The organism is Streptomyces filipinensis (assembly GCF_014649495.1).
Taxonomy (GTDB): Bacteria; Actinomycetota; Actinomycetes; order Streptomycetales; family Streptomycetaceae; genus Streptomyces; species Streptomyces filipinensis.
The window spans coordinates 126,644-150,075 of the sequence record NZ_BMTD01000009.1; the positions used below are offsets into that span (position 1 = coordinate 126,644).

At 71.9% G+C, this 23,432-nt stretch carries 21 protein-coding genes, 1 tRNA gene and 1 pseudogene; 13 read left to right on the forward strand and 10 right to left on the reverse strand.

The window, feature by feature from the left end; all coding sequences use genetic code 11:
• Window positions 1-193 precede the first annotated feature (193 nt).
• Complete coding sequence (locus IE244_RS21080) at window positions 194-1,183, forward strand: DUF5926 family protein (RefSeq protein ID WP_191875106.1); 990 nt, start codon at window positions 194-196, stop codon at window positions 1,181-1,183.
• A 241-nt stretch (window positions 1,184-1,424) separates the two neighbouring features.
• On the opposite strand, the gene IE244_RS21085 is transcribed toward IE244_RS21080, so the two are convergent.
• A complete protein-coding gene (locus IE244_RS21085; RefSeq protein ID WP_229854255.1) occupies window positions 1,425-2,042 on the reverse strand; it encodes a hypothetical protein in 618 nt (205 codons plus the stop codon).
• Between the two features lie 171 nt (window positions 2,043-2,213).
• Window positions 2,214-2,900 carry a bifunctional DNA primase/polymerase gene (locus IE244_RS21090; RefSeq protein WP_191875108.1) on the reverse strand — a complete coding sequence of 229 codons (687 nt, stop codon included), beginning with the start codon at window positions 2,898-2,900 and terminating at the stop codon, window positions 2,214-2,216.
• Window positions 2,901-3,505: 605 nt separating this feature from the next.
• Here IE244_RS21090 and IE244_RS21095 point away from each other — a divergent pair.
• From IE244_RS21095 to pdxR, 3 genes are all read left to right on the forward strand, one after another.
• Window positions 3,506-4,906, forward strand: a complete 1,401-nt coding sequence (locus IE244_RS21095) for a PP2C family protein-serine/threonine phosphatase (RefSeq protein ID WP_191875109.1) — start codon at window positions 3,506-3,508, stop codon at window positions 4,904-4,906.
• 147 nt (window positions 4,907-5,053) lie between these two features.
• Entirely contained in the window at window positions 5,054-6,538 is a 1,485-nt protein-coding gene (locus tag IE244_RS21100; RefSeq protein ID WP_191875110.1) for an aminopeptidase P family protein, read from the forward strand.
• Between the two features lie 122 nt (window positions 6,539-6,660).
• Window positions 6,661-8,028 carry a MocR-like pyridoxine biosynthesis transcription factor PdxR gene (pdxR, locus tag IE244_RS21105; protein ID WP_031164487.1) on the forward strand — a complete coding sequence of 456 codons (1,368 nt, stop codon included), beginning with the start codon at window positions 6,661-6,663 and terminating at the stop codon, window positions 8,026-8,028.
• Between the two features lie 8 nt (window positions 8,029-8,036).
• Here the strand turns inward: pdxR and IE244_RS21110 are convergent, their stop codons facing one another.
• Both IE244_RS21110 and IE244_RS21115 read right to left on the reverse strand, forming a co-directional pair.
• Window positions 8,037-8,600 (reverse strand): GNAT family N-acetyltransferase, encoded by a 564-nt coding sequence (locus tag IE244_RS21110; protein WP_191875111.1) that lies wholly within the window; start codon window positions 8,598-8,600, stop codon window positions 8,037-8,039.
• Window positions 8,601-8,607: 7 nt separating this feature from the next.
• Window positions 8,608-9,054 (reverse strand): ATP-binding protein, encoded by a 447-nt coding sequence (locus IE244_RS21115; RefSeq protein WP_191875112.1) that lies wholly within the window; start codon window positions 9,052-9,054, stop codon window positions 8,608-8,610.
• Window positions 9,055-9,241: 187 nt separating this feature from the next.
• Between IE244_RS21115 and IE244_RS21120 the strand changes: the two genes are divergently transcribed.
• The 9 genes from IE244_RS21120 to IE244_RS21160 all read left to right on the forward strand — a co-directional run bounded on the left by IE244_RS21120 (window position 9,242) and on the right by IE244_RS21160 (window position 19,114).
• Entirely contained in the window at window positions 9,242-10,087 is an 846-nt protein-coding gene (locus tag IE244_RS21120; protein ID WP_191875113.1) for a hypothetical protein, read from the forward strand.
• Between the two features lie 144 nt (window positions 10,088-10,231).
• Complete coding sequence (locus IE244_RS21125) at window positions 10,232-10,996, forward strand: YcnI family copper-binding membrane protein (protein WP_191875114.1); 765 nt, start codon at window positions 10,232-10,234, stop codon at window positions 10,994-10,996.
• A 109-nt stretch (window positions 10,997-11,105) separates the two neighbouring features.
• On the forward strand, window positions 11,106-11,759 hold the full coding sequence (locus IE244_RS21130) for an SCO family protein (protein WP_191875115.1): 654 nt from the start codon (window positions 11,106-11,108) through the stop codon (window positions 11,757-11,759).
• Window positions 11,756-12,241 (forward strand): copper chaperone PCu(A)C, encoded by a 486-nt coding sequence (locus IE244_RS21135; RefSeq protein ID WP_191875116.1) that lies wholly within the window; start codon window positions 11,756-11,758, stop codon window positions 12,239-12,241. The genes IE244_RS21130 and IE244_RS21135 overlap by 4 nt, the downstream gene beginning before the upstream one ends.
• 17 nt (window positions 12,242-12,258) lie before the next feature.
• A complete protein-coding gene (locus IE244_RS21140) occupies window positions 12,259-14,187 on the forward strand; it encodes a copper resistance CopC/CopD family protein (protein ID WP_191875117.1) in 1,929 nt (642 codons plus the stop codon).
• Between the two features lie 8 nt (window positions 14,188-14,195).
• Complete coding sequence (efeB, locus tag IE244_RS21145; RefSeq protein ID WP_191875118.1) at window positions 14,196-15,479, forward strand: iron uptake transporter deferrochelatase/peroxidase subunit; 1,284 nt, start codon at window positions 14,196-14,198, stop codon at window positions 15,477-15,479.
• An 82-nt stretch (window positions 15,480-15,561) separates the two neighbouring features.
• Window positions 15,562-16,494: a prephenate dehydratase gene (gene pheA, locus IE244_RS21150; protein ID WP_191875119.1), complete on the forward strand. Its 933-nt coding sequence runs from the start codon at window positions 15,562-15,564 to the stop codon at window positions 16,492-16,494.
• Window positions 16,495-17,024: 530 nt separating this feature from the next.
• The gene (gene serS, locus IE244_RS21155; RefSeq protein WP_191875120.1) at window positions 17,025-18,302 is read left to right on the forward strand and encodes a serine--tRNA ligase; all 1,278 of its coding nucleotides are present in this window, start codon (window positions 17,025-17,027) and stop codon (window positions 18,300-18,302) included.
• A complete protein-coding gene (locus IE244_RS21160) occupies window positions 18,299-19,114 on the forward strand; it encodes an HAD family hydrolase (protein ID WP_191875121.1) in 816 nt (271 codons plus the stop codon). The genes serS and IE244_RS21160 overlap by 4 nt, the downstream gene beginning before the upstream one ends.
• A gap of 168 nt (window positions 19,115-19,282) precedes the next feature.
• Here IE244_RS21160 and IE244_RS21165 read toward each other — a convergent pair.
• From IE244_RS21165 to IE244_RS21190, 6 genes and pseudogenes are all read right to left on the reverse strand, one after another.
• Window positions 19,283-19,367: transfer RNA gene (locus IE244_RS21165), tRNA-Ser, on the reverse strand.
• A 238-nt stretch (window positions 19,368-19,605) separates the two neighbouring features.
• A pseudogene (locus tag IE244_RS21170) lies at window positions 19,606-19,815 on the reverse strand (SGM_3592 family protein); the annotation flags it as partial.
• 28 nt (window positions 19,816-19,843) lie between these two features.
• Entirely contained in the window at window positions 19,844-20,563 is a 720-nt protein-coding gene (locus tag IE244_RS21175) for an ABC transporter permease subunit (RefSeq protein WP_191875123.1), read from the reverse strand.
• A 10-nt stretch (window positions 20,564-20,573) separates the two neighbouring features.
• The gene (locus tag IE244_RS21180) at window positions 20,574-21,485 is read right to left on the reverse strand and encodes an ABC transporter ATP-binding protein (protein ID WP_191875124.1); all 912 of its coding nucleotides are present in this window, start codon (window positions 21,483-21,485) and stop codon (window positions 20,574-20,576) included.
• Complete coding sequence (locus IE244_RS21185) at window positions 21,482-22,390, reverse strand: ABC transporter permease subunit (RefSeq protein WP_191875125.1); 909 nt, start codon at window positions 22,388-22,390, stop codon at window positions 21,482-21,484. The genes IE244_RS21180 and IE244_RS21185 overlap by 4 nt, the downstream gene beginning before the upstream one ends.
• Window positions 22,380-23,363: an ABC transporter ATP-binding protein gene (locus IE244_RS21190; RefSeq protein WP_191875290.1), complete on the reverse strand. Its 984-nt coding sequence runs from the start codon at window positions 23,361-23,363 to the stop codon at window positions 22,380-22,382. The genes IE244_RS21185 and IE244_RS21190 overlap by 11 nt, the downstream gene beginning before the upstream one ends.
• Between the last annotated feature and the right edge of the window lie 69 nt (window positions 23,364-23,432).

Genomic DNA, 23,432 nt, shown 5'->3' on the forward strand with positions numbered 1-23,432 from the left:
GGCCCAGGGGCCGACCGACAGGCCCGAGGGCCGGGAGGCCCGGAGCGGGCCGCGGTGGCACCCCGGGGTTGTCCACAGGTTCACTCCCCTGGCGTCCAACAGGCCTGCGTTGTCCACAGGTTCCCGCCGGTGATGGCCCGAACGGCTAGGCTCGCGACCGTACGAGAAGAGCCGCAACCGGGAGACACCCACGATGGCCAAGAAGCGACCCCAGACGAAGGCCGGGCGGTCACAGCAGAGCGGCGGCGCCCCCGCCGCAGGCGCTGATGGACAGATTCCGGTGGTCGGCGCCCGCGAGCCCTGCCCCTGCGGCAGCGGCCGGCGCTACAAGGCGTGCCACGGCCGGGCCGCGGCACATGCGGCGACGGAGCTGGTGCAGCGCCCGTTCGAGGGGCTGCCCGGCGAGTGCGACTGGGTGGCGCTGCGCGAGCTGGTGCCGGCCGCGACGGTCGAGCTGACCCTCAAGGACGGCCTGCCCGAGGACGTTCCGTCCGTCACGCTCGCCACCGTGCTGCCGATGGCCTGGCCCGCGCTGCGGCGCGACGACGGCTCGGTCCTGCTCGGCCTGCAGAACGACACGGCGTCCGGTGATCTCAGCCGCGACCTCGCCGACACCCTCCAGCGCGCGCTCCGGACCGACCCCGGCACCCCGGTACAGGGCCGTCGCGCCCCGGCCGGCGGTCCGCGGCTGCAGGACCTGCTCGCCCCCGAGGCGCCGTTCGCTCCGGTCGTGCACAGCGGCTTCGAGTTCTGGGTGCCGGACGCGGAGAACGCCGCGCCGGAGGTGACCGCCTCCCTGGAGCGGGCCAACGCCGCCGCCATCCCGACGGCGAAGCTCACCGGCGTGGACGCCGCGTACTGGTGCCAGACCCCGGAGAAGAACCACCTGCGCTGGGTGATGCCGCATCCCGAGGAGCAGCTTCTGGACGCTCTCGCGCGGCTGCACGCGGCGGGCCGCTCCAGCCTGGGCGAGGGCACCCGGCTCGTGGGCTCCTTCCGTGCTCACGGCCTCACCGTGCCGGTCTGGGACCTGCCGAGCGGGGTCACCGCGGACGACGTGGAGAAGCCTGCCGCCGAGTTCGCCGAGCGTCTGGCCGCGGCCCTGGCCGCCACCGGGCCGCTCACGGCGGACGAGCGCCGGGCGCGCGGCGGACTGACCAACCGGCAGGTCACGCTCAGCTGACGGCACGCGCGCGGGTCGCAACTGAACGGTCGGTAAGGCGTGGTCGCGGCCCGCGCAGCAGGTGACTCCTGTCACAACTCCCCGTGGTGACAGGGAAATCGGTGGCTGAATGACCGAGGCGGAATTTGCGAACCGCCGATCTCTTGTTACCGTTCCAGTAGCCCGGTTGCTGGTGCATCCCCCGTCGCCAGCAACCGGGTCTTTCCGTCTTCGCGTGCGGTGCACAGCGCGCCGCGGGCCGTCAACTGCCCTTCTGCGTGACGGAGTTGCCGTCGAAGTGCGTCGAGTCGCTGCCCGAGCGCAGCAGCAGGGTGCCGTCGGCTCCGCGTGAGGCGAACTCGGTGACGGCCGTGTAGGCGTCCGGTCCGCCCTTGGTGTGCTCGCGCGGTGTCTCGCAGGTGGCGGGCTCGTCGTCGGTGCTCGTGACACAGCGCATCTGCAACGTGTGGCCGCCCGGACCCATCAGGCTCAGCACGGAGTCCAGCGGCTTGCCGGTGGCGTTGCGGTAGTAGGTGCGGGCCCAGGTGTCCTTGCCCTGGGTCAGCACACAGGTCTGCGCCTCGATGCCGTCCGGGGAGGTGAGCTGGGGACCGCACCGCGCGGCCGTCGCCAGGCCGAGCCCGAGCAGCCGGTGCGCCTCGCCGGGCAGGGGGAGCTTGCCGTCCGCGGACCCGGCGCCGTCCCCCCGGGAGCCGGGGCCGTCCCCGTGGGGACCGGGCTCGTCGTGGCGAGAGCCGGCGCCGTCCTTGCTCCCCGCGGTCGGGGTGCCGTGCGGCTTGCCGGCCATCGCGTGCCGGGCCGCCTCGCCCACCTGCCCCGCGGACGCCACGGCCAGCGGCAGCACGACCGCGGCCGTCACGACACCGAGGAGCGCGAGCAGCCGCAACCTTGGGGATTCCGGTCCGCCGCGCTGTGGCGATCTACGGCCGTGCCGCCCGGAGTGTCGACGGGCATGTCCCCCAGAAATTCGCAGCATGTGCGGAAGATAACGATCCAGGGGGGTTTGCTCCCTTGGCCGCGCCCGACACTCCTACAACTCGGGCGCGCTCACACCCGTACGAGTGAGGGCGTCGATCACTGCGTCGACGACGGCCTCCACATCGGGCACCCAGGGCGCCGCCGAACCGGCCAGCGGAGCGCGCTCCCAGCGGACGGCGCCCTGGCCCGTCTCGGACGGGGGCAGGGCGAGATAGCCGCCCTCCCCGTGGAAGCGCAGGGAGCCGGGGACGAAGTCCTTGGCGTAGAGCAGTTCGCCCAACTGCTCCATGGAGTACGGCTTGACGAGCAGCGACCAGCGGTTCGGCGCGGCGACCACCGGGCCGAGGCGCATGCCCCGCCGGTCGAGCAGGGCGAGGGCGCGCGCGGCGGCGAGCGCCGGCAGGCTGACCGCGCAGGGCGCCCTGCCGCCGGTGGCCAGGACGATCGGCGCGTTCGGCCGATTGGTCCACCACCAGCGCACCATCCGCGCGTCGGTCGTGGCCGCGAGCAGGCCGGGATCGAAGGGGTGCGCACCGGGCACCGTGCACTCCGGGTCGGGGCAGGCGCAGCGGGTCCGTCCCTGCGGGTCCGGGGCCACCCCCGGGAGGACGGGCCAGTGCCACTCGGTCGCGAAGGTCAGGGCCGAGCCGATCAGCTCAGGCCTTTTGTCGTCCCGCCTGCGCCTCCCGTCGTTCCACCTGGACAGGAGCCTGCGTCGCCTTCCGAGGATCTCGCGCATGAGCGCTCGTTCCTTTCCGTTGCACCGCTGGCAACACCGTGGTCCACATCACGTCATGTGTCGATCACTTCACTGTGCGTACCTGTTGGCGCATCACGCCCCTGCTCACGGCAGGGGGAACCCCAGGGGGTCGAGCACGGGCCGCGTCCCTAGTGCGTCTGTCACTAGCACGGTTGCGGCGTGGGGGTGGCGAAGTATGGCGTTTTGCCGTCGCGCGTGGTTCTCTCCGCCTCCGCCAGGGAGGATGGGGCTCGGCCGTCGGTGGCTATGACGCCCGGGTCCGTCGCCAGGTTCCGGGTGGCCCCCAACCACCCCTGGCCTTCTCCGAGTACGTACCCATCACGACCGCTGTGACGCTCCGTGGAGCAAGGCCAGTCGACCGCAATGAACCATTACCCGAGGCAGTTTTCAGCCAACTTGGCAGTAAGGCAAGGGGTTCGGAAGAAACCCTCACCAACCCCATGGACACCAGGAATCCCAGCAGGACAATGCTGGACATCCCCTCACGAGTGCGTGTACATGTGGAGACACTGCTAGCGGCGCAGAATGACATGGGGGTTTGCGATGCTTTTCAGCAATACGCACCGGTCTGAAGGCCGGACGCCATGAGCGCCCCGCACCCTCCGAAAGTGGCCGGAATCGATTCAGCGGTTCCCACGCCCGCACACACTGTCGCGCCCACGCCTCCCGCCCCCGGCGTCGGCCCGTCCCCGGACGCGCCCGCCGTCCCCGCGCCGCACGGCCCCGCCCCCAGTGCCCTGCTCCAGGACCGGCTGGCCGGCTGGGTCTCGGACCTCACCACCCTCCACGAACTCACCGAGCGCCTGTCCCGCACCAACGCCCTGGAGCCCGCCCTCCACGAGCTGCTGCGCGCCGGAGCCGCCCTCGTCGGCGCCCGCCGCGGCCTCGTCGCCCTGGAGCCCGGCGACGGACTCGGGCCCCCCACCACGCTCGGCCTCGGCCTCGGCCGCGCCGACCTCGGCCACATCGAGACCGTCCCGCGCGGCGCGCTGCCGTACGACACCGGCACGGCCACCGAGATCGTCCACCCCGACCTCCTCGCCGAGGACGGCCTCGATCCCCGGCACCGCGAGGTCGCCGCCCGCCTCGGCTACGCCGCCAGTTACGCCCTGCTCCTGGCCACCGAATCCGCCGGCCGCCTCGGCGCCGTGGTCTGGCTCTACGACGAACCGGCCGAGCCCGACGAGCGCCGGCGCCACCTCGCCGGCCTCTACGTCCGCCATGCCACCGAACACCTGGCCCGGCTGCTGGAAGTGGCACGCGCACGCGCGCGCGTGGCGACCATCACCGAGGAGCTGCTGCCCACCCGGCTGCCCCGCCTCCCCGGTGTCCAGCTGGCCGCCCGGCACCGCACCGGCCCGCGCGGCGGAGGCGACTGGTACGACGCGCTGCCGCTGCCGGACGCCGCGCTCGGCCTCTCCGTCGGCTCGGTCACCGGCTCGGGGCCGAGCGCCGTGGCCGCCATGGGCCGGCTGCGCGCCTCGCTGCGCGCCTACGCCGTGATGGAGGGCGAGGATCCGGTCGCGGTCCTGTCCGACCTGGAACTGCTGCTGCGGCTGACCGAGCCCGCCCGCTCGGCCACCGCCCTGTTCGCCTACTGCGAGCCCGCCCTGCGCAAGATCACCCTGGCCGGCGCCGGCCACAGCCCGCCGCTGCTGATCGGCGAGCGGCGCACCGAGTTCGCCGAGACCTCCGTCTCCGCGCCGCTCGGCATGCTCGCCTGCTGGGAGGCGCCCAGCGTGGAGATCCAGGCCGAGGCCGGGGAGACGGTTCTGCTGTACACCGACGGGCTGCTGCACCGTACCGGCGACTCGATGGACCGTGCCTTCGCCCGGCTGCACGCGGCCGCCGCGAGCATCCCGCGCACGGTGCGCCACGACCCCGGTGCCATCGCCGACCACGTCCTGCGCGTGGTCCTGCCGGACGGCGTGGACGCGGCCGACAGCGAGGAGGACGTGGTGCTGCTGGCGGCCCGCTTCGACTGAGCCCACCTGTAATGACCGGGCATAACAGGGCATCCGCCCCTGACCCGCCCACGGTACGACCGTACGATGATGGAGGTCCCCGCTCGGCCACAAGCAGGAGCGTCGCGGGCCCCGGGGGAGATCACAAGGCGTATCGAGGAGGATCACGTGTCCGACGAGCTCAACCCGGCTGTGCCCGACTCCGCTACCGCGGAGGGCCCCGAGACCGAGTCCGAGGAGCCCATCAAGCAGCGGAAGAACGGCCTGTACCCGGGCGTCTCCGACGAGCTGGCCGAGAACATGAAGTCCGGCTGGGCCGACACGGAACTGCGTGACCTGAAGCCCGTCCCGCAGGCCGCCGAGACCGCGCGCCGCCGTGCCGCGCTCTCCGCCCGCTTCCCGGGTGAGCGGCTGGTGGTCCCCGCGGGCAACCTGAAGACCCGCTCGAACGACACCGAGTACCCCTTCCGGTCCTCCGTCGAGTACGCGTACCTCACCGGCGACCAGACCGAGGACGGCGTCCTGGTCCTGGAGCCCACGGGCGACGGCCACCAGGAGACGATCTACCTCCTGCCCCGCTCCGACCGTGAGAACGGCGAGTTCTGGCTCTCCGGTCAGGGCGAGCTGTGGGTCGGCCGCCGCCACTCGCTCACCGAGTCCGAGGCGCTGTACGGCATCCCGGCCGCCGACGTGCGCGAGCTGGCGGACAAGCTGCGCGAGGCCACCGGCCCGGTGCGCGTGGTCCGCGGCTACGACGCCGGCATCGAGGCCGCCCTGACCGACAAGGTCACCGCCGAGCGCGACGAGGAGCTGCGTGTCTTCCTCTCCGAGGCCCGGCTGGTCAAGGACGCGTTCGAGATCGGCGAGCTGCAGAAGGCCGTCGACTCCACGGTCCGCGGTTTCGAGGACGTCGTGAAGGTCCTCGACAGGGCCGAGGCGACCAGCGAGCGCTACATCGAGGGCACCTTCTTCCTCCGCGCGCGCGTGGAGGGCAACGACGTCGGCTACGGCTCCATCTGCGCGGCCGGCCCGCACGCCTGCACGCTGCACTGGGTGCGCAACGACGGCCCGGTCCGCTCCGGCGACCTGCTCCTGCTCGACGCCGGGGTGGAGACCCACACCCTCTACACCGCCGACGTCACGCGCACGCTGCCGGTCAACGGCACGTACAGCGAGCTGCAGAAGAAGATCTACGACGCCGTGTACGAGGCCCAGGAGGCCGGCATCGCGGCGGTCAAGCCGGGCGCCAAGTACCGCGACTTCCACGACGCCGCCCAGCGCGTGCTCACCGAGAAGCTCGTCGAGTGGGGCCTGGTCGAGGGTCCGGTCGAGCGCGTCCTGGAACTGGGCCTGCAGCGCCGCTGGACCCTGCACGGCACCGGCCACATGCTCGGCATGGACGTCCACGACTGCGCCGCCGCGCGGACCGAGACGTACGTGGAGGGGGTCCTGGAGCCCGGGATGGTGCTGACCGTCGAGCCGGGGCTGTACTTCCAGGCCGACGACCTGACCGTGCCCGAGGAGTACCGGGGCATCGGCGTCCGCATCGAGGACGACATCCTCGTCACGGAGGACGGCAACCGGAACCTGTCGGCCGCTCTGCCGCGTCGTTCCGACGAGGTCGAGACCTGGATGGCGTCGCTGAAGGGCTGATCTGAGATTCAATGGCCGGGTACCGAGGGAGGTGCCCGGCCGTTGTCGTCCGCGGGTCTGTCCGTGGCTGGTCGCGCAGTTCCCCGCGCCCCTGGCGGCGCTGCACTCACGGGGGTGGACACATGGACGAATTCTGGGCCGGGTTCGGTGTGGACCTGCATCTTGAACCCGATGCGGCGGACGGGCGCCGGATCGGGCTGGAGCGGGCTCTGCGGGACGCCGTGCGGGACGGGCGGCTCGTGCCCGGGACCCGGCTGCCGGCCACCCGGCGGCTCGCCGCCGAACTCGGCATCTCACGCGGCACCGCCAAGGCCGCCTACGACCAGCTCGTCGCCGAGGGGTACCTGACCGCACGCCAGGGCTCGGGTACCCGGGTCGCCGCGCTGCCGACCGTCGAGTCCGCCGAACCCGGCACGGCGACACGCACGCGTGCCCCGCGTTTCGATCTGCGCCCCGGCAGCCCGGACGTCGGCGCGTTCCCGGCGGCCGCCTGGCTGCGCGCACTGCGCCGGGCCATAGCGACGGCACCCTCACTGGCGTACGACTACGGTGACCCGCGCGGCCGGATCGAGCTGCGCACGGCGCTCTCCGGCTATCTGGGGCGGGCGCGGGGAGTGCTCGCGCCGCCGGAGCGGATCGTCGTCACCTCCGGGTACGTCCAGGGCCTCGCGCTCCTCACGCGCGTGCTGGACGGCGCCGTCGTCGCCATGGAGGACCCCGGGCTGCCGTTCCACCGGGAGGTCGTGCGGCGCAACGGAGGAACGGTCCTGCCGGTGCCGGTCGACGCGCGCGGGGTGCGCCCCGAGGAGCTGGGCCAGGCGGCGGCGGTGGTGGTCACCCCGGCGCACCAGTACCCGACCGGGGTGACGCTGCATCCCGAGCGGCGGCGGGCGCTCGGCGACTGGGCACGCGCGCGGGGCGGGCTGATCGTCGAGGACGACTACGACGGGGAGTTCCGCTACGACCGCCAGCCGGTGGGCGCGCTGCAGGGCATGGCGCCCGGCCAGGTGGTGTACCTCGGCACGGCCTCCAAGACGCTCGGCCCGGCACTGCGGCTCGGCTGGATGGTGCTGCCGCCGCAGCTGGTCGACGCGGTCGCCGACGCCAAGCTGCACAGCGACCACCACACCGAGACCATCGGCCAGCTGGCCCTCGCCGAGCTGATCGACAGCCACGCCTACGACCGGCACGTCCGCGCGTGCCGGCTGCGCTACCGGCGCCGCCGCGACCAGCTGCTGGACCGCCTGGGCGCGGGCCGCAGCGTGCACGGCATCGCCGCCGGCCTGCACGCGCTGATCGACGTGCCCGACGAGGCCGGGGTGCTGGCCCGCGCGGAGGCGGAGGGTCTCGCCCTCGGCGCCCTCGGCGACCACTGGCACACCCCCGGCCCCGGCCGCCCCCAGGGCCTGGTCGTCGGCTACGGCACGCCCCGCGAGCGGGCGTACGGCGAGGCGCTGGAGGTGCTGGCGAAGGTGCTGGAGAGGGGCTGAGCGTGCCCTCACACGGCCGGATCGCGGTCGTGCAGGATCCGCTGGAAGAGCCGGCAGTCCCGCCACTGCCCGTCGATGTGCAGGTATTTCGGGGCCAGTCCGATCGCCTCGAAGCCGCTCTTCGTCAGCACCCGCTGTGAGCCGGTGTTCGCGAGCAGCGTGGACGCCTCGATCCGGTGCAGCCCCACCGTGTCCCGCGCGATCCGGCAGACCCGCTCCACCGCGGCCGTGGCCAGGCCGCGGTTCTGCTGGTCGGCGGCCACCCAGTAGCCGAGGGAGGAGCTGTGGAAGGGCCCTCGGACGATCCCGGTCAGGGTGACGGCCCCGGCGATCCGCCCGTCCGCGGCCTGGAACACCAGGGGCACCGCGGCGCCCTCGGAGTACAGCCGCAGCAGCCCGGTGATCCGCTCGCGCTGTCCCGCCACGGTGAAGAACGACTCCGGCCGGCGCGGCTCCCACGGCCGCAGATGCTCGCGGTTGTCCAGGTAGGCCGCGCACAGCGCGTCCGCGTCGGCGGGCGTCAGAAGCCGCAGGGTCACACCGGGCGCTATGTCGCCGCTCTCGATCTCCATGGCCTCACTATGCCGTCAGCAGTGAGGGATCCTTCTTCCACTTGAGGATCTTGTCGAAACTGACCACCGTGCCGCCCCGGCCGGGCTTGGGGCCGATGTGGACGTGGTCGGCGAGTTCGCGGATGAGACAGAGCCCGCGGCCGTGCTCGGCGTCCGGGCGGGCGGGCCGGATCTCCTGGGTGCGGGGCAGTCCCGGTCCGGAATCGGCCACTTCGATGCGGCACTTCTCTCCGTCGAGGTACGCCGTCACCCGGTACGCCTCCGAGGAGCCGCCGTTCGGGGTCTCCCCGCCGTGCTCGACGGCGTTCGCGCAGGCCTCGCTCAGGGCGACGGAGAGGTCGTAGGAGATCTCGGGGTCGACCCCCGCCGTCTCCATGGTGCCGATCAGGAGCCGCCGGGCGAGCGGCACGCTCGCGGCCTCGCGGCGCAAATGGAGTGACCACCAGATGCTCATGCTCCAGCCTCCTGGCCGCGGCTCGACATACCGTTACGTATTGCCGCCCGTAGGGGGCCGTAAGCACACAGTTGACGTGACTCCGCCCATACAGCCGATGCGCCGCGGGAGGAATCGGTGTATGAGGGGCGTTCCCCGCGGCCCTGCGGTAGGACGGCGACAAGCGCAGTGCGATGATGAGGCCGCCATGACTGCCCCCCACCCGCGCACGGCGCGTCCCGGAGCGGGCCTCCGGATCCTGCGGGCCGCGGTGTTCGCCGCGGTCTGCGTCGCGCTGGCCGCGTGCGGGCACACCCTCGCCTCCTGCGCGGGCGTGCCGCTGTGGGCGCTGGGGGCGGGCTTTCTCGGCTGTCTGCTGCTCGTGGTGCCGCTCGCCGGGCGGGCCCGCTCGCTGCCGGGCATCGCCGTGCTCCTCGCCCTCGGCCAGACCGCCCTGCACACGCTGTTCGGGCTGGGCCAGCACGGGGCCGCCATGGCCGCGGGCGGGATGGCGACGGGAGCACCGGGCGGGCGCGGCTCCGCCCTGAACGACACCGCGCTGGTCGAGCAGGCCACGCGCTTCCTGTGCGGGGCGAGCCCCACCGCCCTGACCCCCGGGCGCGCCTTCCACGTCCTGCTCGCCGCGCACCTCATCGACCGCTCGGGCCGGCCCGCGACCGTCATGGGCGACATGCACCCCGCGCAGGACGCCACCGGTGCCTCGGCGGGTCTGCTGCCCTCGCTGCCGATGCTGCTGGGGCACGTCCTCGCCGCCGTCGCCGCCGGCTGGCTGCTGCGCCGCGGCGATCTGGCCCTGCTGCGGCTGATCGAGCTGTCGGCGCATGGAGTCGCGGAGGGGGCGCTCGTACGGTCCCTGCGCTCGGCGCTCGCACTGGCGGGCGTCCTGTGCGCCGGTCCGCTGCCCGCCTCCGCGCCCGGCCCGCGCGGCCGTCGTACCGACCGGGACGGCGCGCCCGGCCCGCACACCACCGCACTCCAGCACACGGTGATCCGGCGCGGCCCGCCCGCCGCCGGTTTCCTCCTCGCCGCCTGACGCGACGCGCGCGCCACTCCACGGGAGAGGCTGCCGCCGTCGCGCGGCACGCGCGCGTGCGCACCCTGCCCCACCAAGGGGCACGGCCGAGCACCCGCGTACCTCTCTTCGCCACCGGAACTCTCAGAGTGGAGTGCTCCTGCCATGCAGGTTTCTCGTACCGCGACCCGTCGCGCCGTCTCCCGCCGTATCGCCGCGCGTGTCGCCGCCGCCGGCGCCGCCACGGGCACGGCCGTACTGGCCCTGTCCGTCCCCGCCTTCGCGCACGTCACCGTGCAGCCGGAGACCCCCGCGGCCAAGGGCGGCTACGCGGTCGTCGACTTCAAGGTCCCCAACGAGCGCGACAACGCCTCGACCACCAAGGTCGAGGTCAGCCTCCCGGCCGACCACCCCATCGCCTCGGTCATGGCCCAGCCCGTGCCCGGCTGGAACGTCCAGGTCACCAAGTCCAAGCTGGCCAAGCCGCTGACCGTGCACGACGAGAAGATCGACGAGGCCGTCACCAAGGTCACCTGGACCGCAGCCGACGGCAAGGGCATCCAGCCCGGCTACTTCCAGAAGTTCCCGCTCTCCCTCGGCGCCCTGCCCGAGAACACCGACGAACTCGCGTTCAAGGCGATCCAGACGTACTCCGACAAGGAGGTCGTGCGCTGGATCGAGATCCCGAAGGCGGGCCAGGACGAGCCGGAGAACCCGGCGCCGGTGCTGGAACTGTCCGCCGCGACCGACGACCACCACGGCGCCGCGAGCGCCAAGGACGCCTCCGGCCAGAACGAGAACGCGGCCGCCGCCACCGACTCCGGCTCCCACACCGACACCACCGCCCGCGTGCTCGGCGTGGTCGGCATCGTCGTCGGCGTCGCGGGCGTCGCCTACGGCGTCCTCGCCGGCCGCCGCCGCACCGCCTGAGCCGCACCCCTTCCGGACCGCGCAGGGGTCGTACGGCGCATGCGACGCTGTCATGGCTGTCGTACGACCCCGGTGCGCACCGGAGCACTCACATCTGGGACATTTTTCTATGCGCAAGAAGACGTTCGCCGCGGCCGCGCTGCTCGCCGCCGCCACCCTGACCCTCTCCGCCTGCGGCAGCGGGAACGACGGCAAGTCGCCGATCGCCGTGGTCTCGGAGGAGTCCGACTCGGGCAAGGCCGCCACCGTCCTCGACAAGCCCTTCGAGAAGCCGGACCTGGTCCTCACCGACACGCACGGCAAGAAGTACGACCTCCGCGAACAGACCAAGGGCCATCCGACCCTGGTCTACTTCGGCTACACCCACTGCCCCGACATCTGCCCGACGACGATGAGCAACATCGCCGTCGCCAAGAAGGCGCTGCCCAAGGCCGAGCAGAACGACCTGCGGGTCGTCTTCGTCACCACCGACCCCGGCCGTGACACCCCCGCCGGGCTGGGCAAGTGGCTCAAGGGCATCGACCCGCAGTTCATCGGCCTGACCGGGGACTTCGCCACCATCCAGGCCGGCGCCCGTTCCCTCGGCATCTCCGTGGAGCCGACCACGAAGGACAAGAGCGGCAAGCTCGTCTCCGTCCACGGCACCCAGGTCATGGCCTTCTCGCCGAAGACGGACGGCGGTTACGTCCTCTACGGCGAGACCGCCACGGTCGACGACTACACCAGGGACCTGCCCAAGCTCGTCAAGGGGGAGAACCCGTGAGGCGCCGCCCCGCCGTCCTGACCACCGCCGCCGCACTCGCCGGCGCGCTGACCCTCGCCGGCTGCTCGGGCCCGGACTCCGGGTCGGGCTCCGGCTCGGGCTCCACGCGGGCCGAGCTGTCGGTGAACGGGCCGTACATGCCGCAGCCGGTCTCCTCCGACATGGCCGCCGGCTTTCTGACGATCACCAACAAGGGCGGCGCCGAGGACGAGCTGACCGCGGTGAGCAGCGACGTCGCCGGCCAGGTCACCATGCACAGCACCATGGGCGGCGCCATGCGGGAGAAGACCTCCTTCGCGATACCCGCCCACGGTCAACTCGTGTTCAAAAGCGGCGGCAGCCATCTGATGTTCGAGAAGCTGAGGCGCACGCCGAAGCAGGGCCAGACGGTCACCGTGAAGCTCACCTTCGCCAAGTCCGGGCCCCTCACCGTCGAGATGCCGGTGAAGTCCGCCACGTACAACCCGTCGACCGGCCACTGAGGGAGGGACCCACCACCGTGACACGGACCATCACCCCCCAGGCACGAAGGGGCGGCCTGCGCACCCTGGTGCTGCTGCTTCTCGCCGTCACCGGCGCACTGCTCGCGGGTGCCGGACCGGCCTCCGCCCACGCGGCGCTGACCGGCAGCGACCCCGCGCAGGGGGTGGTGGTCAAGCAGGCACCCAGCCAGGTGGCACTCACCTTCTCCGAGAAGGTGGCGATGAACGACGACTCCCTGCGCGTCCTCGACCCCAAGGGCAAGCCGGTCCAGACCGGCAAACCCGCCAACCTGAGCGGCACGACATACGCCGTACGGCTCAAGGACGGCCTGGCCAAGGGCACCTACACGGTCACCTACCAGGTCGTCTCGGCCGACAGCCATCCCGTCTCCGGCGCCTACACCTTCTCCATCGGAGCGCCCTCGCTGACCGTGGTCTCCGGCACCGGACCGGCCGCGGGCGGCGGAGTCGTCGGCGGCCTCTACGCGTTCGGACGGTACGCGTCGTACGCCGGCTTCATCGTGCTTGCCGGCGGTGCGGCCTTCGTGCTCGCCTGCTGGCAGCGCGGCGCGGGCGTACGGGCCCTGCAGCGGCTGGTCGTCGGCGGCTGGCTCACGCTCACCGCGGCCACCCTGTGGCTGCTGCTCCTGCGCGGCGCGTACACCACCTCCGGGAAGGTCGCCGACATCTTCGACCTCGGCCTGCTCGGCCAGGTGCTGCAGACCAAGACCGGTGCGGCGCTCGTCTCCCGGCTGCTGCTGCTCGCCGCCGCCGCGCTGTTCATCGCCGTCCTCTTCGGCGCCTACACCAAGCGCGAGGAGGGGGAGGACAAACGCGATCTGACGTTCGGGCTCGCGGTCGGCGGTGTGGTCGTCGCGGCGGGGCTCGCGACCAGCTGGGCCATGGCCGAGCACGCCTCGGTCGGGCTCCAGCCGGCCATCGCCATGCCCGTCGACGTCGTCCATCTGCTCGCGGTCGCCGCCTGGCTGGGCGGGCTCACCGCCCTGCTGGTCGCCCTCTACCGGGCGCCCGCCGAGACACCGGTGGAGGCCGCCGCGGTCCGCCGGTTCTCCCGTGTGGCCTTCGGCTCCGTCATCGCGCTCGTCGCGACCGGCACCTACCAGGCCTGGCGCCAGCTCGGCTCCTGGACGGCGTTCACCGACACCCGGTACGGACAGCTGCTGCTGGTCAAGATCGCTCTGGTGGCGCTGCTGGTCGGCGTCGCCTCGGTGTCGCGGCGGTGGACGGGGCGGCTGGCCGGCGGCGCCGGCACGGTCGCCGTCTCGGCCGAGAACCCCGAGCGGGAGCGGGTCGCCTCCGGTGCGGCCAAGCAGTCCGGCAAGGGCAGGACCAGCGGAGATCCCCGGCGCGCCGAGCAGCTCGCCCGGCAGCGGGCCGCCATGGACGCCGCCCGGCAGAAGCGGCTGCGGGACGGCGACCCGAACCGCTTCGGACTGCGCCGCTCGGTGCTGGCCGAGGCGGGCGTCGCGGTCGTCCTGCTCGCCGTCACCACCTGGCTGACCCAGACCGAGCCGGGCCGCACCGAGCTGGACGCGAAGGCCGCCTCCTCGTCCTCCTCCGGTACGGCCACCGCGCCCTCGAACGGCGCGCTGACCCTGGACATGCCCTTCGACACCGGCGGCACCGACGGCAAGGGCGTCGTCAGCATCGACCTCGACCCCGCGCGGGTGGGCGGCAACGAGATGCATGTCTACGTCCAGCGGCCCAACGGGCGCGCCTTCGACATCCCGGAGGTGAAGGTCTCCTTCACCCTTGAGGCGAAGAAGATCGGCCCCCTTCCCGTGACCCCCGACCACATCACCACCGGCCACTGGTCGGCGAGCGGAGTGCAGATCCCCCTGGCCGGCGACTGGAAGATCGCCGTCACCGTGCGGACCTCCGACATCGACCAGGCGACCGTCTCCAAGAACGCGCAGATCGGCTGAACGACACCATGCCCGACCAGTCCATCCCCGAGGCCCGTACGCCCGAGTCCGCGGTACCGGAGCCCGCGGCCGGCAGCGGCGCGGGCATCTCCCGACGCGTGCTGCTCGGCACCGCGGGCGCCACCGGTCTCGTGCTCGGCGCGGCCGGCGGGGCCGTGGGGTACGCCGCCGCCCCCGCCCAGACCACCCCGCTGGCCTCGGTGGGCTCCGACCGGGCGATGTTTCACGGGAAACATCAGCCCGGCATCACCGAGGGGCTCCAGGCGCGCGGCCACCTCGCCGCCTTCGACCTCGTGCCGGGCGCGGGCCGCAAGGAGGCGGCGGCCCTGCTGCGCCGCTGGTCGACGACGGCCGAGCGGCTGATGGCGGGCGAGCCCGCGCCGCACGACGACACCGACGTGGCCCGCGACGCCGGCCCCTCCTCACTGACGATCACCTTCGGCTTCGGGCACGGCTTCTTCGGCAGGACCGGCCTGGACAAGCAGCGGCCTGCCGCGCTGGACCCGCTGCCGGACTTCTCCTCCGACCATCTCGACAGGGCACGCAGCGACGGGGACCTGTGGGTGCAGATCGGCGCGAACGACGCCCTGGTCGCCTTCCACGCCCTGCGCGCGATCCAGAAGGAGGCGGGCGGTGCGGCCCGGCTGCGCTGGCAGATGAACGGCTTCAACCGCACCCCGGGTGCCACCGCGCATCCCCTGACGGCCCGCAACCTCATGGGCCAGCTCGACGGCACCCGCAACCCGAAGCCGGCCGACTCCGACTTCGACCGGCGGATCTTCGTGCCCGCCACGGGCGAGCCCGCCTGGATGGCGAACGGCTCCTACGCCGTCGTACGCCGCATCCGCATGCTCCTGGACGACTGGGAGAAGCTGTCGGTGCCTGCGCAGGAGGCGGTCATCGGACGCCGGAAGTCCAACGGGGCGCCGCTGTCCGGGGGCGATGAGACGACCCCGATGGACCTGGAGAAGGCCGACGCCAAGGGCGAGTACGTCGTCCCGCTCAACGCGCACGCGCGGATCACCCGGCCCGACAAGAACGGCGGCGCGGCCATGCTGCGGCGCCCCTTCTCCTACCACGACGGCTTCGACGCGGACGGCACACCGGACGCCGGTCTGCTGTTCGTCTGCTGGCAGGCGGATCCGCTGCGCGGTTTCGTACCGGTGCAGCGCAAGCTCGACCGGGGCGACGCGCTCTCGCAGTACATCCGGCACGAGGCGAGCGGGCTGTTCGCGGTGCCGGGCGGGGCGGCGAAGGGCGATTATGTGGGGCAGCAGCTGCTGGAAGGGTGAATTTCCGGTTCCAAACCCCCCGGTCGTGTGGTGTTCCTGAGATGCGCAAGCCGCTTGGCCCTGCGCCCATTAGGGTGAGGACATGCCAGCGAGCTATGCGTATCTCGGCCCCGAGGGCACCTTCACCGAGGTGGCCCTGCGCACGCTCCCGGAAGCGGCCACCCGGGAACTCGTCCCGTATGTCTCGGTGCAGTCCGCGCTGGACGCGGTACGGACCGGTGAGGCGGAGGCGGCGTTCGTGCCGATCGAGAACTCCGTCGAGGGCGGCATCACCACCACCCTGGACGAGCTGGTCGCGGGCGAACCGCTGATGATCTACCGCGAGGTGCTGCTGTCGATCACCTTCGCGCTGCTGGTCCGGCCCGGCACGAACCTCGCGGACATCAAGACGGTCTCCGCCCACCCGGCGGCCCAGCCGCAGGTGCGTAACTGGCTGCGCACACATCTCCCGGACGCGATCTGGGAGTCGGCCGCCTCCAACGCGGACGCGGCCCGTCTGGTCCAGGAGGGCCGCTACGACGCCGCCTTCGCGGGCGAGTTCGCCGCGGCCCGCTACGGCCTTGAGGCCCTGGAGACCGGGATCCACGACGCGGAGAACGCGCAGACCCGGTTCGTCCTGGTCGGCCGTCCGGCCCGGCCCGCCGCACCGACCGGCGCCGACAAGACCTCGGTGGTCCTGTGGCAGCGCGACGACCACCCCGGTGCCCTGCGCGACCTGCTGGGCGAGTTCGCCTCGCGCGGGATCAACCTGATGCTGCTGCAGTCCCGCCCGACCGGCGCCGGCATCGGCAACTACTGCTTCTGCATCGACGCCGAGGGCCATATCTCCGACCGGCGGATGGCGGAGGCGCTGATGGGGCTGAAGCGGATCTGTCTGCAGGTGCGCTTCCTCGGCTCCTATCCGCGCGCGGACATCGCGCCGGACGAGGCTCCGGCGACCCGGCCGGGAACCTCGGACGAGGAGTTCATGGCGGCTGCGGACTGGGTGACCCGCTGCCAGGACGGCCGCTTCTAGCCGGTCCTACCTGCATCTCATCGTTATCCACAGAGGTTATCCACAGGTGCCCTTCTCGACCTGGGGACAAGTCGACAAGCAAAGGCGACCAGGTCGACAAATCACCCTGTGGCCCCCAGATCGGGTCACGGTCACCTGGTTCACCCTTCGCCCACCCGTTTCCTTTGGTTCATCTTTCAGGGGGGCCGTTTTCCACCCGATAGCAGGTGTCGAGGCGGTTTGACCCGGGAATTCTTCCCTCCGTTCCTCACTTCCGGAATGATCAATTCCGAAGTCCACAGACCTTCCACACAGCCTGTGGATAACTCTTCGAGGGGTGTGGATTTCTGTGGACAACCAGTCCGCCAAGTCCCGTTCTCCACAAGGGAATCCGGTCAACACGACGCCTGGGACCTGCCCCGTCCCAGGGAGTGAGACACTTTTCCTTGACACGCTCGGCAATTACCCCATAACGGAACGTACGCCGCGAATCAGAACACGTCGGAATAGAGATTCGTGAGCGGCAACCCGGCACCGGTAGCCTTGGGCTCGTGATTGACCTTCGCCTGCTTCGTGAGGACCCCGACCGTGTGCGCGCGTCCCAGCGCGCCCGTGGAGAGGACGTCGCGCTCGTCGACGCTCTCCTGTCTGCCGACGAGCGGCGCAGGTCCTCCGGCGTCCGCTTCGACGAGCTGCGAGCCGAGCAGAAGCAGCTCGGCAAGCTGATCCCCAAGGCCTCCGGCGACGAGAAGGCCGAGCTGCTCAAGCGCGCCGAACAGCTCAAGGCCGACGTCAAGGCCGCCGACGCCGAGCGCGACGCGGCCGACGCCGAGACCCAGGAGCTGCTGCTCCGGCTCGGCAACCTCGTCCACCCCGACGTGCCGGTCGGCGGCGAGGAGGACTTCGTCACGCTGGAGACGCACGGCACGATCCGCGACTTCGGCGCCGAGGGCTTCGCGCCCAAGGACCACCTGGAGCTCGGCCAGCTGCTCGGCGCCATCGACGTCGAGCGCGGCGCGAAGGTCTCCGGCTCCCGCTTCTACTTCCTCACCGGTGTCGGCGCCCTGCTGGAGCTGGCCCTGGTGAACGCCGCGATCGCCCAGGCCACCGCGGCCGGCTTCACCCCGATGCTCACCCCGGCGCTGGTCCGTCCGCATTCCATGGGCGGCACCGGCTTCCTCGGCCAGGCGGCCCAGGACGTCTACCACCTCGACAAGGACGACCTGTACCTGGTCGGCACCTCCGAGGTCCCGCTGGCGGCCTACCACATGGACGAGATCATCGACGCCGACAAGCTGCCGCTGCGGTACGCGGGCTTCTCGCCCTGCTTCCGCCGCGAGGCCGGCTCGCACGGCAAGGACACCCGGGGCATCTTCCGTGTGCACCAGTTCGACAAGGTCGAGATGTTCTCCTACGTCGCGCCGGAGGACTCCCGGGCGGAACACCAGCGGCTGCTGGAATGGGAGAAGCAGTGGCTGACGTCGCTGGAGCTGCCGTTCCGCGTCATCGACGTCGCCAGCGCCGACCTCGGCTCCTCGGCCGCCCGTAAGTACGACTGCGAGGCGTGGATCCCGACCCAGGGCAAGTACCGCGAGCTGACCTCGACCTCGGACTGCACGGAGTTCCAGTCCCGGCGCCTGTCGATCCGCGTCCGCGACGGCAAGCAGGTCAAGCCGCTCGCCACGCTCAACGGCACGCTGTGCGCCGTCCCGCGCACCATCGTGGCGATCCTGGAGAACCACCAGCTGGCCGACGGGTCCGTCCGGGTTCCCGAGGTGCTGCGCCCGTACCTGGGCGGCCGGGAGGTCCTGGAGCCGGTCGCCAGGTGACCGGCTTCCCCTACCGACTGATCGCCACCGACCTCGACGGGACGCTCCTGCGCTCCGACGAGTCGGTGTCCGGGCGCACCCGTGACGCGCTCGCCGCGGCCACCGCGGCGGGCGCCGCCCACATCGTCGTCACCGGCCGCTCGGTCCCCTGGACCCGGCACATCCTGGACGACCTCGGCTACGACGGCCTCGCCGTCTGCGGCCAGGGCGCACAGGTCTACGACGCCGGTGCGCACCGCCTGCTGACGTCCGTGACCCTGGACCGGCAGCTGGCGGGCGTGGCCCTGGCCAAGATAGAGGCCGAGGTGGGTCCGCTGTATCTGGCGGCCAGCCGCGACGGCCTGGACGGCGAGGTGCTGGTGGGCCCCGGTTACGCGGTCACCGGCACGCTCCCGGCGACCCCCTTCACGGATGCCTCCGACCTCTGGGCGGCCCCGCTCAACAAGATCTACGTCCAGCACCCGACGATGGGCGACGACGAGTTGGCTCAGGCCGCCCGGCAGGCCGCCGGAGGCTTCGTCACGGTCGCCATGGCGGGCGCGGGCATCGTGGAACTGCTCCCGCTGGGCCTGTCCAAGGCCACGGGCCTGTCCCTCGCCGCCCGCCGTCTCGGCCTGAAGGCCGCGGACACGATCGCCTTCGGCGACATGCCCAACGACATCCCGATGTTCGCCTGGGCCGCCCACGGGGTGGCCATGGGGGACGCCCACGAGGAACTGAAGGCGGTGGCCGACGAGGTGACCTCCTCCCACGAGGAGGACGGCATCGCGGTGGTGCTGGAGCGGTTGCTGGCTCAGGGGCTGCGCCCTTAGGGGTCGCAGTACCGTCACCAACCGCCGTGGGCGGTCGTCCCGCTGGGGCTGAACGGGTGGGCACGGCCTGCGACACCGGGCGCGGTCGGTGGGGCCGCGGGTGCGCTCCGGGCCGACTGCACGCCCTGCGAGCCGACAGCCCGGCCAGGACCCGGTGACAACGTCTCGCGGAGGATGCACGAATCGAACGTGCGCGGGGTCGCCCCCGACCATGGCTTAGCAAGCCAGTGCCTTACCACTCGGCCAATCCTCCGGGTGGGCGGCCCACGCGAGAGTGACATCGCGTGCTCGAAGCGGCCGCCCCGGGCAGCTCCTGGAGCTCCTCGGTGGGGTAACTACACCGGAGCCGGCCTCGGGCTGCCCTGTCGGGAGCTGGGCGTACTGCCGTGCATGGACATCGCCCACCTCCTCTCCCAGAGCGTGGCGCCGGGACACTCCCGGCGGATGGGGTACAACCACTCTGGCCTGCCGCCGAGTCGGGTGCCACCGAATTACCGGCGGCGCCACCTGCGGCGCCTCGCCGTGCCGAAGAACCAGCCCGCCGGCGGCTCGTCGGAGCGCCACGGCCGGGGCTCGGGCTCCTCGGCGCGCCAGCGGGCGGCGAGCATACGGGCCCGCGCGGATGGTTCGGAGGTCTCGGCGCTCCGTATGAAGGCCTCGTCCAGGACCAGTTCGTCCCAGACGCCGCCCTCCAAGCGTCCGTACCCGTCGTTGAGGGGGCGGCGGGGGCTACTCCTCGCCCGCCAGCTTCAGCGTCCGCAGCTTCTGCCCGGCGTACCAGGTGGCCAGCACGGTGACCGCCACCAGCAGCACGGTGGCCGTCGTCAGGCCCACCTCCGAGGTCACCAGGTCACCGCCGGCGATCTTGTGTGCGACGGCCAGCGACCACTGCTGGACGCTCAGCGTGCGCGCACCGGGCACCAGGGAGCCGAACAGGGCCTCCCAGACGAGGGCGTAGACCAGCCCGAAGACCACCGCGTGCCGGGACACCGTGCCGAGGAGCAGGAAGAGCGCGGAGTACGCAATGGAGGACACCAGCGCGGCCACGGTGTAGGCGACGGCGATCTGCTGTCCGTTGCCGTTGAGGATCAGTCCCGCGATCAGGGTCGGCACCGCCGAGAAGACCATGGTCACGGCGATGGCGACGATCAGCTTGGTGAAGATGATCGTGGGCCGCTTCAGTGGCTTGGACAGCAGGTAGACCACGGAGCCGTCGTCGATCTCCGGGCCGATCGCGCCGGTGCCCGCGATGACACCGATGATCGGCACCATCGTGGCGATCGCGAAGCCGCCGAGCACGTCCGCGGCGGTCTGGTCGTCGGCTCCCGTCAGGCCGCGCACGGCGACGGAGAGCACGATCAGCAGCAGCGGCAGCGCGCCAAGGATGAGGGCCCGGCGACGGCCGAGCAGGGCCCGGTAGGTGAGCCGGGCGACGGTGGGGTCGTACATCTTCGGCCTCCTACGCCGCGACCAGATACGAGAAGACGGACTCCAGGGACTCGTCGGACGGCGAGACCGTGAGAAGCCGGATGCCGTGGTCCCGGGCGACCTTCGGCAGCAGGGCGGTGAACCGGCCGAAGTCGACGGCCTGGATGCGCAGCGCTCCCTCGGTCACGTCGACCTCGATGCCGGCCGTCGAGGGGTCTGCGATCAGCGCGGCCGCGAGGGCACGGTCGTCGCTGGAGCGGACCAGATAGCGGTGCGGGCGGTCGGTCATCAGCCGGCGGATCTTGCGGAAGTCGCCGCTGGCCGCGTGCCGTCCGGCGACGACGACCTCGATGTGCCGGGCGAGTTGCTCGACCTCCTCCAGGATGTGCGAGGAGAACAGCACGGTGCGGCCCTCGTCGCCCATCTTGCGCAGCAGGTCCATCAGTTGCATGCGCTGGCGCGGGTCCATGCCGTTGAACGGCTCGTCGAGCAGCAGCAGCGACGGGTCGTGCACCAGCGCGCTCGCCATCTTCACGCGCTGCCGCATGCCCTTGGAGTACGTGGAGATCTTCCGGTCCTGCGCGTACTCCATCTCGACCGTGGCGAGCGCCCGTTGGGCCGCCTTGGCGCCCAGGCCGTGCAGCTCGGCGTTGGCGAGGACGAACTCGCGGCCGGTGAGGAAGTCGTACATCGCCTCGCGTTCGGGGACGATGCCGATGTGGCGGTAGATCTGCTCGTTGCGCCACACGGGCTGTCCGTCGAGGGTGACGGTGCCGGTGGACGGGGCGAGGAAGCCGCCCATCATGTTGATCAGGGTGGACTTTCCGGCGCCGTTGGGACCGAGCAGGCCGGTGACGCCGGGGCCGATGGTCATGGTGATGTCGTTGACGGCGACCACGTTGCCGAACCAGCGGGAGACGTGGTCGATGCTGAGGGTCGTCACAGTCCCACCTTCTTGTAGCGGCGCACCAGCAGGCCGTAGCTGCCGGCGATCAGGGCGAGCACGACCAGGACGTACACCACGCCCTGCGCGGTCGACGGGTCGACCGCTCCGGGGTTGCGGGCGGTCGCGCCCAGGAAGGCGGACTGGACGCCGTCGATGAGCGTGACGGGCGAGAACAGGCCGATCCACGGGATGACGCCGGAGTGGTTCTGCACATCGGCGATGGCCTGGAGCGTACTGACCGCGCCGTAGGAGATGATCATCACGGCGATCACCGCGGCGATGCCGAAGCCCCGGCGCGGGGTGACGGCGGCGATGACCAGGCCGATGCCGGCGAAGAGCAGGGAGAGCAGGGCCACGGAGACCAGTCCCTCGGCGAATTGCTTCGTCTGGTGGGCGAAGCCCAGCTTGGACAGCAGCGCGCCCACGTACATCACCAGCAGGGGGGCGGCGGTCAGGATGAAGATCGCCGAGGCGAGCGAGGCGAACTTGGCGCGGACGTAGTCGGCGGTCTCGATGGGCCGCGAGAAGTACAGCGGCACGGTCTTGAAGCGCAGGTCGCGGGAGACGGACTGGGGTGCCTGCGCGGCGACGTACAGGCTGATCACGGCCTGCATCATGATCGCGTAGCGGGTGTAGGCCACCGGCAGTTCGTGCGCCTTGGTGGCGACCGCGACGGCCACCATGATGGCGGCGGGCACGCACATCACCGCGAACAGCAGCATCGGCAGCACCTTGGACTTGGCCGAGCGGCCCAGGCCGTAGGCGCCGCGCAGGGACTGCGAGTACAGCGAGCGGCGGGCGTAGGCGCGTCCGAGGCGGGGGCCGTCGTAGCCGCGGTAGCCGATGTCGTGGATGCGGGTCTGGTCGCCCGCGGGCGAGGTCAGGGGCTGCTCAACCGCCATGGCCGACGGCCTCCTTCCGCTGCTCGTCGTTGCTGTTCTGCTCGTCTGTCCCGGTGAACACCTCGGAGATGTGGTGCCGGCGCTGCTCCATGCGCACCAGGCCGAGCCCGAGGTCGGCGACGACGTCCCGGACCAGGTCGTAGGTCTCCTCGCCCTGGGCGGTCAGCAGCAGGATGTGTCCGGCGCCCGGCAGGCCCGCGCCCTCGGCGTGGGTGTCCACCCCGCGCGCGTGGAGCGCGTCGCGGACGGCGCGGGTGCCGTCGGGGTGGGCGTCGCTGTCGGTGACCTCGATCGCGAGCGTGGTCGTGGTCTGTGTGAAGTCGGTGGTGGAGCTGGAGCGCAGCAGCTTGCCGCCGTCGATGACGACGACGTGGTCGCAGGTCCGTTCCAGTTCGCCCAGCAGGTGGGAGGTGACCAGGACCGAGATGCCGAAGTCGGTGTGGATACGGCGGATCAGGCCCAGCATCTCGTCGCGGCCGACCGGGTCGAGGCCGTTGGTCGGCTCGTCCAGGAACACCAGCTGCGGGTCGTGCACCAGCGCCTGGGCGAGCTTCACCCGCTGCTTCATGCCGGTCGAGTAGCCGCCGATGGGGCGGTAGCGCTCCTCGTACAGGCCGACGTGGCGCAGGGTGTCCGCGGTGCGCTCACGCGCGGCGGTGGGCGGCAGGCCGGACATGCGTGCCATGTGGACGACGAACTCGGTGGCCGAGACGTCGGGCGGCAGGCAGTCGTGCTCCGGCATGTAGCCGACGCGCTCGCGGATGGCGCCGCCCTGGGTGGCGACGTCGAGGCCGAGCACCTCGGCGCGGCCCTCGCTGGCGGGGGACAGACCCAGCAGGATCTTGATCAGGGTGGACTTGCCGGCGCCGTTGGCTCCGACGAGTCCGGTCACACCGGGTCCGATGTCCACGGACAGCCGGTCGAGCGCGGTCACCCGGGGGAACCGCTTGCTCAGGCTTTCGGTCGCGATCACAGTCACGTCTACGACGGTAGTGATCCGGGCCCCGGCGGTCGTCAGACCTCAGAGCCGTCTTCGCGTCAG